At 63.4% G+C, this 13,678-nt stretch carries 12 protein-coding genes; 7 read left to right on the forward strand and 5 right to left on the reverse strand.

Annotated features, from left to right (window positions below):
* The 3 genes from ACY693_RS06140 to ACY693_RS06150 form a co-directional block, all read right to left on the reverse strand.
* A partial coding sequence (locus ACY693_RS06140; RefSeq protein WP_462320949.1) for an ABC transporter permease occupies window positions 1-1,309 on the reverse strand: 1,309 nt, incomplete at its 3' end.
* Between the two features lie 109 nt (window positions 1,310-1,418).
* Window positions 1,419-2,132 carry an ABC transporter ATP-binding protein gene (locus ACY693_RS06145; protein ID WP_462320950.1) on the reverse strand — a complete coding sequence of 238 codons (714 nt, stop codon included), beginning with the start codon at window positions 2,130-2,132 and terminating at the stop codon, window positions 1,419-1,421.
* Between the two features lie 7 nt (window positions 2,133-2,139).
* Window positions 2,140-2,376 (reverse strand): hypothetical protein, encoded by a 237-nt coding sequence (locus tag ACY693_RS06150; protein WP_462320951.1) that lies wholly within the window; start codon window positions 2,374-2,376, stop codon window positions 2,140-2,142.
* Window positions 2,377-2,692: 316 nt separating this feature from the next.
* On the opposite strand from ACY693_RS06150, the gene ACY693_RS06155 reads away from it, so the two are divergent.
* Window positions 2,693-4,015 (forward strand): glycoside hydrolase family 57, encoded by a 1,323-nt coding sequence (locus tag ACY693_RS06155; protein WP_462320952.1) that lies wholly within the window; start codon window positions 2,693-2,695, stop codon window positions 4,013-4,015.
* Window positions 4,016-4,175: 160 nt separating this feature from the next.
* Window positions 4,176-5,642: a glycosyl hydrolase family 57 gene (locus ACY693_RS06160; RefSeq protein ID WP_462320953.1), complete on the forward strand. Its 1,467-nt coding sequence runs from the start codon at window positions 4,176-4,178 to the stop codon at window positions 5,640-5,642.
* A 154-nt stretch (window positions 5,643-5,796) separates the two neighbouring features.
* Here the strand turns inward: ACY693_RS06160 and lolA are convergent, their stop codons facing one another.
* Together lolA and ACY693_RS06170 are read right to left on the reverse strand one after the other, a co-directional pair.
* A complete protein-coding gene (gene lolA, locus ACY693_RS06165; protein ID WP_462320954.1) occupies window positions 5,797-6,474 on the reverse strand; it encodes an outer membrane lipoprotein chaperone LolA in 678 nt (225 codons plus the stop codon).
* Window positions 6,475-6,624: 150 nt separating this feature from the next.
* Entirely contained in the window at window positions 6,625-9,459 is a 2,835-nt protein-coding gene (locus tag ACY693_RS06170) for a DNA translocase FtsK 4TM domain-containing protein (protein ID WP_462320955.1), read from the reverse strand.
* A 171-nt stretch (window positions 9,460-9,630) separates the two neighbouring features.
* Here ACY693_RS06170 and trxB point away from each other — a divergent pair, with 171 nt between their 5' ends.
* The 5 genes from trxB (at window position 9,631) to ACY693_RS06195 (ending at window position 13,678) form a co-directional block, all read left to right on the forward strand.
* Complete coding sequence (gene trxB / locus ACY693_RS06175; protein ID WP_462320956.1) at window positions 9,631-10,587, forward strand: thioredoxin-disulfide reductase; 957 nt, start codon at window positions 9,631-9,633, stop codon at window positions 10,585-10,587.
* A 61-nt stretch (window positions 10,588-10,648) separates the two neighbouring features.
* Window positions 10,649-10,945 carry a hypothetical protein gene (locus ACY693_RS06180; protein WP_462320957.1) on the forward strand — a complete coding sequence of 99 codons (297 nt, stop codon included), beginning with the start codon at window positions 10,649-10,651 and terminating at the stop codon, window positions 10,943-10,945.
* Window positions 10,946-10,952: 7 nt separating this feature from the next.
* Window positions 10,953-12,098: a GNAT family N-acetyltransferase gene (locus tag ACY693_RS06185; protein WP_462320958.1), complete on the forward strand. Its 1,146-nt coding sequence runs from the start codon at window positions 10,953-10,955 to the stop codon at window positions 12,096-12,098.
* A gap of 44 nt (window positions 12,099-12,142) precedes the next feature.
* The gene (gene aat / locus ACY693_RS06190) at window positions 12,143-12,892 is read left to right on the forward strand and encodes a leucyl/phenylalanyl-tRNA--protein transferase (RefSeq protein ID WP_462320960.1); all 750 of its coding nucleotides are present in this window, start codon (window positions 12,143-12,145) and stop codon (window positions 12,890-12,892) included.
* A gap of 30 nt (window positions 12,893-12,922) precedes the next feature.
* Window positions 12,923-13,678 carry an arginyltransferase gene (locus ACY693_RS06195; RefSeq protein ID WP_462320959.1) on the forward strand — a complete coding sequence of 252 codons (756 nt, stop codon included), beginning with the start codon at window positions 12,923-12,925 and terminating at the stop codon, window positions 13,676-13,678.

The raw sequence follows: 13,678 nt of genomic DNA on the forward strand, positions 1-13,678 counted from the left end.
CGATACCCATGGAGCGTGCGGAGAGGCCAATGACGGCGAGTCCGGTGAGGATCAGGAGCAGGCCGCCAATGGCGAGCCAGGGTAGCAGGCGCCGCGCTTGGCCTTCGATACGGGTGCGGCGGATGACATCGCGCGGTTGCGAGCGCGCTGCCTCGAGTGCGGGTCCGAGCGCGGCGACTAGGGTGACACCGAGGCCAAGGCCGACGCCCTTGAGCAGCGACAGTGGCGCCAGATGCAGGCTGCGGACGCTGAGCTGGAAGTAGATGTCATTGATGGTGCGGGTGACCAGCTGCACCAGGCCAGCGCCGACGGCGATGCCGAGCAGTACCCCGAGCAGGGCGCCGATCAGGGCTAAGACCAGCGTTTCGACCAACACGAGGCTGAAGAGCTGGCTGCGCGTGGTGCCGAGCATGCGCAGGGTGCCGAGCAGCGGACGACGCTGGAGCACGGCAAAGGTCATGGTGTTGTAGACGATGAAGGCGCCGACCAGCATCGCCAGCAGGCTCATCGCGGTGAGAGTGGTGTGGAAGGCACGGGTCATCTGCGCGAGGGCATTGCTGCGCTGGGCTGAGGGCTCCAACCGGATGCCAGCGGGCAGGGCCGCGGCGACGCTTTCGGCTTCGGCGTCGCTCAGGATCAGGTCGATGCGCTCGATCTCGCCGAGGCGGTCGAGCACCTCCTGCGCGGTGGCGATGTCGGTGATCGCCACGCCGCTGAGGTTCGCCTGCCCGGGCAGGATAGCGGCCAGGGTCATGGTGACGTCATTGGCGCCGAGATCGAGCCTGATCTCATCGCCGAGCGCCAGCCCGAGGCGCTGAGCGTCATCGCGGCTCAGGGCCAAGGTGGCGGGGTCACGGAGCAGGCGCAGTAGACCGACAAGACCGGTTGCAGCGTCCGCTTGCTGGTTGGCGCTCGCCTCGCCGATGTCCGCGTGGCTGAGGCTGGCACGCAGGTCCGGGCGCATCGAGGTGGCTGCAATGAGATCGAGCCCAAGCAGCGTGAGGCTTCGATCGCCAATGCGCACCGGCGCGTCGATGACCGGGGTGGCCTGGGTGAGTCCATGCTCCAGCCGCAGCTGGGCGTAGAGGGACTCCGGGATGGCTCCGCTCGCGGCCAGGACCTGATGGGTGGCTGGGCCGGTCACCTGCTCGACCGAGAGCTGGAAACCGCGCTTGGCGCTGGCGTTGGCCAGATCGACGGCGATGACCACGGCGACGCCGAGCGCGATGCCGGCGATCGAAAGCCAGGTTTGCCAGGGATGCCGCAGCAGGTAGCGGCGACTGGCGTTGAGCAGCGCTGAGGTCAGCATCCGCACTCGTCCCTGACCATTGTCGCTGTCACGACTGCGAAGGCCGCTACGACGAATGCCAAGGCCGTCGGCGCGCCAGCGGCGGGCCCGAGGTGTCTCGGTGGCGCCGTCACCAGGAGACCGCCTCGGTATCGGTGGTCAGGCGACCGTTATCGAGTGCGAGAATGCGATCGGTGATCTCGGAGACACGGCGGCTGTGGGTCACCAGGATCAGGGTGCGGCCTTCATCGCGGAACAGATGGGCAAGCAGCTCGAGCACGACTTGACCGGTGCGGGCGTCCAGGTTACCGGTTGGCTCATCCGCCAGCACCAGCGCCGGGTCATGGATCAGGGCGCGGGCAATGGCGACACGCTGCTGCTCGCCGCCGGAGAGCTCGTCGGGAAAGGCGCCCTCGCGGCCGTCCAGGCCGACCTTGGCGAGCCAGTCGCCGATCAGGGTGCGGCGCTTGCGGGCAGGGGTGCCGTTCAGCTCGAGCGGCAGGCCGACATTCTCGGCGACTGTCAGGGTCGGGATCAGATTGAAGAACTGATAGATGAAGCCGACATGTGCTCGGCGCAGCAAGGTCAGCTCAGGTTCACCCATGGCGGCGATGCTGCGGCCCATGATCTCGACGTCGCCGGTGTCGGGCTTATCGATCCCGGCCAGCAGGTTGAGCAAGGTGGATTTGCCAGAGCCGCTTTGACCAACCAGCGCGATGCACTCGCCGCGGGCGACCTCAAAGCCGATGTCGGCCAACACGGTGCGCCGCTGATGACCTTCCGCGTAGGATTTACCGATGCCGGCAACGGCCAGGATCGGGGCTGAGTCGTCGTTAGGATTCACGATGGGGTCAGAGCCAGCGCACGAGATAATAGAGTCGTTGGCCTTCGGACGACGATGAAGGGCCGTAGACGACGGCGGGCTCGAGCTTCTTCGACTGATCACGGCCTGCCCGCGCCTGGTCCTCGCTGTCAACGACCGTCACGCAGCCTTCTGGGAAACGGGCGCGCCGCTTGCTCGGTGCCTTGATCAACGCGAAGCGCTCTGCGAGCGATATCGAGTCGGGATCAATGATGACGTTTGGCATGCTCTGATTCACCGGTGATGATGCGGCGTCCATTGGGTCACTGCCCTCGGCGCGGATGCCCGCTTGGCTATGCTCAATGTCGCGTGTCCGGACCTTCAGATCAAGGTCACACCCGGGCCGAGATCGCCCAGGTTGAGATCCCCCCCCAAGCTGAGATCCCCCAAGCTGAGATCCCCCAAGCTGAGATCCCACCAGCTCAAGATCCCCGAAGCAGGGTCTACGAGGACATACCAGTTGATTCGGCTTGCAAAAAAGGCACAGCCATCAAACTCCGCTATCATGCGCCTAGCACCCTTGCCTCGGAGACTCAGCCTCGATGCACGCCCATCACGCCCTCGTCCTGAATCTTCATCAGCCGCCTGGCAACCTTGAGCACCTACTCGATGAGCAGACCTGGGAGGCCAAAGAGATCCTGTTCGCGCTCGATCGCATGCCACGTAGCCTCTGGGGCCAGGAAGACCTGGCGCGCGTCCATCTCTCCGTTTCCGGCACCCTGCTGGAGACCCTGTCCAACCCGGATTTTCAGGCCCGTGTCTACGGCATCGTCGACTGCGGCAAGCTACTTTGGTTTCTGCAGAACCAACAGATCTTCGACATCCTCGGTACGGGTTATTACCACCCAGTGCTGCCGCTGATTCCGGCGGTCGATCGTCCCGAGCATCTGCGCCGCTGGCAGGGCATTGCTCAGCACCTATTCTGGCGCTCGCGCTTCGATGGCTTCTGGCCGCCAGAGATGGGCTTCTCAATGGAGCTGATTCCACTGCTGCGTCGCTTCGGCTATCGCTACGTGCTGGTGGACAGCGCGCATGTTGAGCCGCTCAAGCCGATGAGCTGGCAAGCACTGCGCTACCGGCCGCATATCGCCCGTTATGGCGAAGACGAGATCATTGTGGTGGTGCGCGACCGTGAGCTCTCAGATGCCCAGGAATCGGGCATGGACCCGGATTGGTTCGTCAACGAGGTTGCCGAGCGCACCCGCTGGTGTGACTTCCCGCCGCTCGTGACCACCGCGACCGATGGCGAGAACGGCGGATGGTTCCGTAACGTGACCGAGGGGGCCAATTTTTGGTCGGCGTTCTACCACCCCTTGCTCGACCGGGTCCGGGCTGGGCGCTCCGTCCTCCGCCCGACCTTCATCCACGACTACCTTGACACCTATGGCGCCGAGGGTGAGGTGCGCATCGCGACCGGCGCCTGGAATACGGGCTGGCATCATGGTACGGGCTTTACCCAATGGACCGGCTCGCAGACGCAGCGCGACGTGATCGATCGCTACGCCGAGGTCAGCCAGCGGCTTCAGGGTTGGCTTGGGGAACCGCTCGCTGGCACCCCCGCCGGCTCATCAACGGCGGAGGTCGGCTCTGAGGTTGTCTCGCAGAAGCAACCCGAGGATCAGCCGGCGGCGCCAGCTCAGCGCCAAGAGGCCAGCGCGCCGTCGTCAACGGCGGCTGAGTCGCCGAGTAACCAGCAGCGACTGGGCGCACAGCAGCGCCTGGATGATGCCCAATGGCGTCTGCTGCGGGCCGAGACCAGCTGCAATATCTTCTGGGGTGAGGCCTGGTGCGATCGCGCCGCTGCCGATCTCGATGTCGCCGAGCAGATCCTCGACCAGCTCGACGCTGAGGCTGCTCGCGAGTGACTCAGGTCTCGGGCTGCGAGACTGGAACAATGGGGCAGGATTGGCCATGATGCAGGCTGCACGAAGCGCAAGACCCTGTACTGCTGCAAGCCCTTAAATCTGATCGGCCAGCGCATTGGCACTGGCTCATTGAATTGCAAACCATTCGGAGTCCAAGTCCATGTCGAGTCTTCCCGAGTATATCGACGGCCTGCCCAACATCTGCGGCCAAGAAAGCACCATCGAGCAAAGCGTCCAAGCCGGCAAGGAGCGGTCGCTTGCCCAGTCACCGGGCGCGGTTGATTTCGGCTCGATCCGGGCCGCCTGTGCGATCGCGCTGCATCAACACCAGCCATTGATTCCGGCTGGCGGCGATGATCTGCAGACCGCCGCGATCATCAGCAACCTCAAGTACATGATGGACCACCAGGACATCGGTGATAACTACAATGCGCCGGCCTTTGTCTGGTGCTACAAACGGATCGGTGAGTTCATCCCGCAGCTGATCCATGAGGGCAAGTCGCCGCGGGTCATGCTGGAGTACTCGGGCACATTGCTCCACGGCCTGCGCCAGATGGGCGAAGACCATGTGCTCGATGCGCTTAAGGGCATCACCATGAACCCCGATTACAACTGGGCCGTGGAGTGGCTGGGCATGCCTTGGGGCCATGCTGTGGCACCCTCGACACCGGTGCAGGACTACCGGCTGCATGTGCGGGCCTTCCAGCACCATTTCGCTGCGCTGTTCGGGACCGAGGCCCTGGAGCGCGTGCGCGGCTTCTCGCCGTCGGAGATGGCGCTGCCGAACCATCCCGATGTCGCCTACGAGTTCGTCAAGACCCTCAACGACTGCGGCTATCAATGGGTGCTGGTCCAGGAGCACAGCGTTGAGCAGGTCGACAATGGCTGGCACCCGCAACGCCCGCACCTGCCGCATCGGCTGGTCTGCACCAACTCCAAGGGCGAGTCCGCGAGCATCATCGCGCTGGTCAAGACGCAGGGCTCGGACACCAAGCTCGTGGCGCAGATGCAGCCCTGGTACGAGGCGCAGGGGCTGGAGCGCTGGGAGCTGGCCGGCAAGCAGGTGCCGCCCCTGGTGAGTCAGATCGCCGATGGTGAGAACGGCGGCGTGATGATGAACGAGTTTCCTGATAAGTTCTTCGAGGTGGTGCGTCAGGCCTCGGGCTCCGACGTGCCGCTGATGAATGGCAGCGAGTACCTGGAGCAGCTGTTTGCGCTCGGCATCAAAGAAAGCGACTTCACCGAGGTCCGACCCGTTCAGCAGAGCAAGATCTGGGGGCAGATGCAGCCCGGTGATGGCCCGGAGAAGCTGGCTCAGATCATCGAGGAACTGAAGCAGTCCGACCACCAGTTCCACATGGATGGCGCAAGCTGGACCAACGATCTGTCATGGGTCAAGGGCTACGATAATGTGCTCGGACCGATGGAAGAGGCCAGCTCAGCCTTTCATGAGAAGGTGCTTAAGCCCAAGACACCCACCGATGATCCCAGCTATCGCAACGCGCTCTTTCACCTGATGGCATCGCAGACCAGCTGTTACCGCTACTGGGGCCAGGGCCAATGGACCGATTATGGCCGCGAGATCTGTCGACGGGTCACGGAGATCATCAAGCACGATTTCGCTTAAGGTCTTACTGCGCTCGGACCTGGCCTCGACGCATGGAGGCGTCTGCAAAGCATCGACGATCGCCCGGCAGTTCTGCGCTCGCCGGGCGCCATGGCCATCGAGCGACGATGCCCGCCGAATTGGTCTAAGGTCAGGGCGCTGGCGCCTTTCTTGATCAATCAACCTGCAGGAAATCACTGCCGGCCGGGCGCTCGAAACGGAACATCGCGTAGTCGAGCTGGGGGTTGCGCTCGAGGTCCGTGAAGATAAACCGGGTGAGCTGACCGAAACGGTCTTCCATCAGTAGGTTGTCGAGCTGCCCGTCGGTAAAGGCGATGCGCAGCTTGACGACCTCGGTATCTTCGGTCTTCGGGATCAGCTCGACCCAGGTGCGGCCGTCGCCTTCGTCCAGATTGCTCAGCGTGAAGTAGTCCTCGACCGGCTGCTCGCTGGCGAGCAGCTGGGCCGGGGTGCCGTCGAGGATCTTCTTCTGGCTGCTGTGGGTGACCTGCTCTAGCTCCTTGTCGTGGACGTAGATGCGCGAGCCGTCGGCAACGATCTGCTGCTCGTTGGGCGTCTCGTAATCCCAGCGAAAACGATTCGGCCGCAAGAGGTAGAAGGTGCCCGTTGATTCGATCATCTGGCCGCCATCGGCGCTGATGGTGATCTGGCGAAAATCTGCGCTCAGGCTATTCAGGCCGCTCAGATAATCCTTCAGCTCGGCGATGCCGTCGGCCCGAGCCTGCGGCGCGCTGAGCAGCGTCATCAGCGGCAGCAATAGCATCAACAGGAGCGTCGCTGGCGCCGCTGCGAGCGATCGATCAGAGATCCTGGCAGTCTCGCTAGGGCTCATCCGCAAGGCTCCCCCGTGATCTAAGCGATCGCTCATCCGCATCGAGTCTCTGCGATTGGCCATCGCATCAGGGTACTTGACAGGGGGGCCTGCGCTCGGGCGTCGGAGAAGGCGTAACGGGCCGAATGGAATGCTGAGCATGGGTGAGATTCAATCCTGTGGTGGGGGCGAGAGTACCTCGCGATTGCCGTTGCTCTCGGCGGGACCGACGACACCGATGCGCTCCATCTCTTCGATCATGCGCGCGGCGCGGTTGTAGCCGATCTTCAATCGGCGCTGCACACCGGAGATCGAGGCACGGCGGCTTTCAATGACGATCTGCACCGCCTCATCGAACAAGGGATCTTGATCCTCGACATCGCCACCGCCCTTGGGTTCCGGGTCGATGCCGGGCAGGTGCTCCGAGGGCTCCTGGAGGATGTTCTCGATATAGTCCGGGGTGCCTTGCTGCTTGAGGAAGGCGACCACCTTGTGCACCTCGTGATCGTCGACGAAGGCGCCATGGACGCGCTGCGAGATGCTGCCGCCCGGTGGTAGATAGAGCATGTCGCCATGGCCGAGTAGGTGCTCGGCGCCCATCTGATCCAGCACGGTGCGCGAGTCGACGCGGGCCGAGACCTTGAAGGCCATACGCGTCGGGATGTTGGCCTTGATCAGGCCGGTGAGCACGTCGACCGACGGGCGTTGGGTCGCGAGCAGCAGATGGATGCCAGAGGCGCGGGCCTTCTGCGCTAGGCGGGCGATCAGCTCCTCGACCTTCTTGCCGACCACCATCATCATGTCCGCAAGCTCGTCGATGATGACGACGATGTTTGGCAGCTTCTCTAGCGTTGGCACCTCGGGGGGCTCGAGGCCCTGGGCGACCGCGGCGTTAACCAGCGGCGCATAGGTCGGATCGGCGATGGGCTCGCCCGTGGCGATGGCGTCGAGCACCTTGCGGTTGTAGCCGGCGATGTTGCGCACCCCAAGCGAGGCCATCAGCTTGTAGCGCCGCTCCATCTCGCCGACGCACCAGCGCAGCGCATTGGCGGCCTCCTTCATGTCGGTGACGACGGGGGTGAGCAGATGCGGGATGCCCTCGTAGACCGAGAGCTCGAGCATCTTCGGGTCGACCATGATCAGGCGCACGTCGTCCGGGCCAGCCTTATAGACCAGGCTCAGGATCATGGCGTTGATGGCGACCGATTTGCCGGAGCCAGTGGTGCCGGCGATCAGCGCATGCGGCATCCGACCGAGATCGGCGACGACGGGCTCGCCGGAGATGTTGGTCCCCATGCTGATGGTCAGCGGCGACTTGGCCTCTTGGTAGGCGCGCGAGCCGATGATCTCGCTCAGGGTGACCATCTCGCGTTGATCGTTTGGGACCTCGAGGCCGATCACTGACTTGCCGGGGATCACCTCGACCACGCGGACGCTGATCTTTGACAAGGCGCGGGCGATGTCCTTGCTCAGGCCGGTGATCTTGCTGACCTTGACGCCGGGCGCAAGCTCGAGCTCGAACAGGGCGACGACCGGACCTGGATGGACCTCGACCACCTCGGCGACGACGCCAAACTCGGCCAGCCGTGCCTCGAGCTCGCGGGACATGGTCTCGAGCTGATCTGGGGTGACGGCGTTTCCGCTGCGTCTGGGCGGATCGAGCAGGTCGAGTGGCGGGCGTTGGCTAAAGTCCCCGCGAGCGGCTGTTGCAGGGCTCGAGGATGGCTGTGGCACCGCGGCTGCGGGCGCTGGCTCTGGTTCTAAGGGGGGTGCATCGGCCCAGGTTGGCTCGACCGCTAGCGGCGGCGGCGCCAAGGGCGTGATCGCCGGGGCCGGCTGCGAGCTTGAGCTCATCGCGGTCGCTAGCGCGCGGTCTGGTGCTGCGCCAACGCTACGCTCAGCCTCTGTCATCTCAGGCCTGGATACAGGTCTTGGCTTGGGCGCAGGAGCAGGAGTCTGCGTGGCCGCAGACGCCGTGCTCGGGGATGCGGATGACCAGGCGTCCCTCTCTGTATCTGAGGGGCTGTCGAAGCCAGAACCGATCCGGATTTGAAGATTTGGCTCGGTGGCTTGGGTCAGCTCGCTTGCGGCTGAGCCACCGACTGGGGCTGGCGCGGCCGGGTCCAGTCTGCGAATGGCATTCCTCGGTGTCGGCCTTGGCCTGCTGTCGCCAGGGAGGCCGATCTCGTCGAATCGGCGCTCAGGACGGTCCTCAGGCTCATCCGTCTGCGCCACTGGCGCGAGCCCGTCACCGTTGCCGTTATCGCTCCGATTGGTGATCTGATCGGGGATCTCATCGGGGATCTCATCGGGTTCTAGCTCATCATCCCATTGCCCATCCCAATCCTGCTCGAAACGACGCTCAGCGATGCCGGCTCGGAGACGGCGATAGAGTTGGCCTGGCAAGCGGAGTACCATTAGGGTCAAATCGCCGATGCCATCGACGATGAGCAGCGGCGAGAGTCCGGTGAACAACGAGAGACCAGCCAAGAGCAGCCCAAGCAAGAGCAGGGAGCCGCCCCCAGCTCCGAGGGCGCCACCGGCGATGTCGGCAACGATCTGCCCGAGACCGCCGCCGATGCCATTGGGTAGCTCACCGAATTGGCCGGAGATCTGAAGGCTGGCGAGCCCGGCACCAGCGCCAAGGATCAAGAGCAGACCGATCCAGCGCAGGACGAGCCAGAACAGCTTGGCTTCGGGCTCCGTCTCGCGCTCGCGAAAGATCAGGAAGGCACTGGCGGCGATGCCAATCGGGATGAGATAGGCATAGACGCCAAAGAGGAATAGGGAGAAATCGGCAAACCAAGCGCCAAATCGTCCGCCGCTGTTGGCAACTGCGGCCTGTTCGCCAACGAAAGACCAGCCCGGGTCGTCCGGCGCATAGGTGGCGAGCGCCAGTACCAGATAGACGGAGACCATGACGATGGCCCAGAGCGCGGCTTCGCGCCAAGAGCGCTCTAGATAGTCACCGAGACGTGAGTGTCCGAGTCGAGTCGCTTGTTCCACGTGATCCTCCTAACGTTTGGAAGATTATAGCCTTAGACGAGGAACTTCGTCGTGTTTCGATGATAAGGGCCGACCTGGTGGGGTTGCGCCAGCTGTCGTGCGCTGCTTTACCGATGTCGGGTGCCTGCGTACCATCCGCTGTTTGAATTTCGGGTGCGTTGGAGTATCACGATGAGCGACACCAAACACTGTCGGCTGCTGATCCTAGGCTCAGGGCCGGCTGGCTACACGGCGGCCGTCTATGCGGCGCGCGCGAATCTAGCCCCAGTGCTCGTGACCGGTCTCGAGCAGGGCGGTCAATTGATGACGACGACGGATGTTGAGAACTGGCCGGGTGATCCTGAGGATCTGCTGGGACCTGACCTGATGGAGCGGATGCGCCAGCATGCCGAGAAGGTCGGCACCGAGATCGTCTTCGACCATGTCAACAAGGTCGCGCTGGATCAGCGCCCCTTCCTACTCACCGGAGACTCAGCGACCTACAGTTGCGATGCGCTGATCATTGCGACCGGCGCGAGCGCCATGTATCTCGGGCTCGAGTCCGAAGAACAGTTTCGTGGTCGTGGTGTCTCGGCCTGCGCCACCTGTGATGGCTTCTTCTATAAGAACCAGAAGGTGGCCGTGATCGGCGGCGGCAATACCGCAGTCGAGGAGGCGCTGTACCTGGCCAATATCGCCTCCGAGGTCACCCTGGTGCACCGGCGTGATGCGCTGCGTGCCGAGAAGGTGCTGCAGGATCGTTTGCTGGAGAAGGCCAAGACGGGCAATGTGCGTATCGCTTGGAACCACGTACTCGACGAGGTGCTCGGCGATGCGACGGGGGTGACCGGGATGCGCATCAAGAACGTGCAAGATGGCAGCACCGAGGATATCGATCTGCAGGGTGTCTTCATCGCCATTGGGCACAAGCCGAATACCGGGATCTTCGAAGGGCAGCTCGAGATGGCCAATGGCTACATTAAGGTCAAGTCAGGCACCGATGGGAATGCGACTGCCGCTTCGGTGCCCGGTGTGTTTGCTGCCGGGGATGTGATGGACCATGTCTATCGCCAGGCGATCACCTCCGCCGGAAGCGGCTGTATGGCAGCCCTGGATGCGGAGAAGTATCTCGATGGGCTCGAAGGCTGAGTCCGCCTGCAGCGCATGATCAAGCCAGCCAGCTGAGCCAGTAGTCAAGAGTGACGCGCAGATGAAACGACAACATTTCCCGACCATCGCGCTGGCCCTGGCAGTTCCGTTGCTGGGAGCGCTCTGGCTCGGCGGTGAGAGTCCGGTGGCCGATCCGGAGTCGGGGCCGAGGTTGCCGCTGCTGACCCTGCTGATGATCAGCGAGTTTGGATTGATCATCTGCCTTGCAGGCAGCGTGCTTGGGGTTCAGCACGGGCGGCACCAAGGCTGGACGGGTCGCCAGGTACTGACGACCATGGGCTGTGGGCTGGCTGCGTTGGCCTTTCTCTTGCAACTGATCAGATGGTGGCCACTCTAAGGGGGCTATGTATCAGCTCCGCGTTCATGCTGCCATCGACCAGGTCGCCGCTGCCGATTGGAATCGGCTCGCTGGCGATGACCTGCCGCACTTGCGTCATGAGTTCTTGGCAGCGATGGAGCATCAGGGCGGCGTCGGCGAGCGCTTCGGCTGGCTGCCGCGTCACCTCGGCCTCTATGATCAGCAGGATCAGTTGGTTGCTGCTGCGCCCTGCTACCTGAAGTTCAACTCCTACGGCGAATTCGTCTTCGACTGGGCCTGGGCAGACGCCTATCGCCGAGCTGGGCAGGCCTATTACCCGAAGCTCGTGGTCGCCTCGCCTTACACGCCAGCGACTGGACAGCGCGTGCTGACCGGCGATGCCCCCAATCGTGCCGAGCTGGCGGCGGCCTTGGTGAAGGGGTCGGTCGAGGTCGCCAAGCAGCTGGAGGTATCTGGTGTCCACTGGCTGTTCAGCAGTGGAGAGGAGACCGACTGGATGCATGCGCAAGGGCTGATGCCGCGGCTTGGTTGTCAGTTTCATTGGCAGAATCACGACTACGCGGACTTCGACGCCCTGCTGGCGAGCTTCAGCGCAGAGAAGCGCAAGAAGATCAAACGTGAGCGGCGCCGGGTGGCGGAGGCTGGGGTGAGGATTCGCCGAGTGCCTGGCAGCGAGGCCAGTGCGCAGGAGTGGGCGATCTTCCATCGGCTCTATGAAGACACCTTCGACAAGCGTGGCGGCATCCCAACGCTTTCGCTGGACTTCTTCCGCGAGATCGGTGCGACCATGGGGGATAGCACCTTGCTGGTGTTGGCCGAGCACGCCGGTGAGATCGTCGCCGCGGCCTTTTGTCTGGTGGGGGCGCGCACCCTCTACGGGCGCCATTGGGGTTGTTCCCAGGCGTTTCATAGCCTGCATTTCGAAGCCTGCTACTATCAAGGCCTTGAGCACTGTATCGAGCAGGGACTCAGCTGTTTCGAGCCCGGCGCTCAGGGCGAGCACAAGGTTGCCCGTGGCTTCTTGCCGACCCGCACCTGGTCAGCGCATTGGATTGCCGAGCCTGGCTTTCGGGTGCCGATCGGCAAGTTCCTCGAGCATGAGATCGACGCCGTTGAGGACTATATCGCCGAGATGAGCGAGCGCAGCCCTTATCGGCACGATCTCGGTTGAGTGACACGGTGCGAGGTGAAGCCTTGTCAGGGTCCGTCATGTCGATGCCCTATCTGTTGGCGCCAAATGATCCTAGCGGGTCCTTTCCCGACCCGGCTGAGGCCATGCGCGATCCAGACGGCCTGCTCGCCGTCGGCGGTGACCTCAGCAGCGGACGCCTGATCAACGCCTACCGGCATGGGATCTTTCCTTGGTATAGCGAAGGTGACCCGATTCTCTGGTGGTCGCCGGACCCGCGGACCGTATTGGCCCCGAGTCGGTTGCATTGCTCACGCAGCCTACGCAAGCTGCTGCGCCGGCGTGCGCTCGCCGTGACCATGGATCGCGACTTTCCCGCCGTGATCAGAGCCTGTGCCATGCCGCGGCCGGGCAGTCAGGGCACCTGGCTGTTGCCGGAGATGATCAGTGCCTACTGTGCGCTGCATGTGCACGGGATTGCCCATTCGGTCGAGGTCTGGCAAGCAGGGCGGCTCGTCGGAGGCCTCTATGGGGTTGCCATCGGCGGTGCCTTCTTCGGGGAATCCATGTTCAGCCGGGTCGATAATGCCTCCAAGGTCGCGCTTGTGCATCTGTGTCAGTATTTGATCGCGCATCGGGTCGAGCTGATCGATTGTCAGGTCCTCACCGCGCATCTTCAGCGAATGGGCGCTGAGCTGATCCCTCGGGCGCGTTTCTTGGAGCAGCTGCGCACGCTGCGCGATCGGCCGTCCCCGATCGGGAACTGGGACGATGGGCAGCTGCATTTTCCGATCTGTCCCGAGGGTTGCTCAGATCGGCACCTTTGCTCAGACTGAAACTCACGAAGGCTGAAGGGAGCTCTTGCGATGAATGCCAATCGGACGATTCCTGGCCATCTGCAGCTCTACCTGACCGGAGAGCATGACTGCTCCTACATCGATGGGCTGAGGGCACGGACCCTGTTCGTCGATCCGATGGCACGGATCGACCGTGACCGGGCTCAGTGGCTGCAGCAGATCGGTTTTCGGCGCAGCGGCATGCACTTCTATCGGCCGGCCTGCCGAGGCTGCCAGCGTTGCATCCCGGTGCGCGTGCCGACCGCCGAGCTGGTCTTGAATCGCTCGCAGCGTCGCAATGCGGCCATGAACGACGCCGATGTCCGCATCGCCTTCAAGCCGGCACAGCTCAGGCCCGCGCATTATCAGCTCTATGAGCGCTATATCTTGGCGCGGCATGGCGATGGCGATATGGCCGAGGATGTCTCGATTGAGACCTATATGCGTTTTCTGCTCAGTCCCTGGGGTGGGCAGACCTGGCTCATTGAGGCGTACTTGGGCGAGCGTCTGATGTCGGTCGCGGTGACCGACATCTTCCCGGATGGCTTGTCTGCGCTCTACACCTTTTTCGATCCTGATCTCGCTGCACGTGCGCCGGGAACCTATGCGGTGCTGACCCAGGCGCGCGAGGCCGCCCGGCTCGGACTCAGCTATCTCTATCTGGGCTATTGGATCGAGGAGAGCCCGAAGATGCTCTATAAGGATCGGTTTCGGCCGATCGAGGCCTGGGATGGACAACAGTGGCGTCGTTTCGAGCGCGGCGAACCGATCCGGCTCACCACCTAG

It is taken from the genome of Halochromatium sp. (assembly GCF_054919635.1).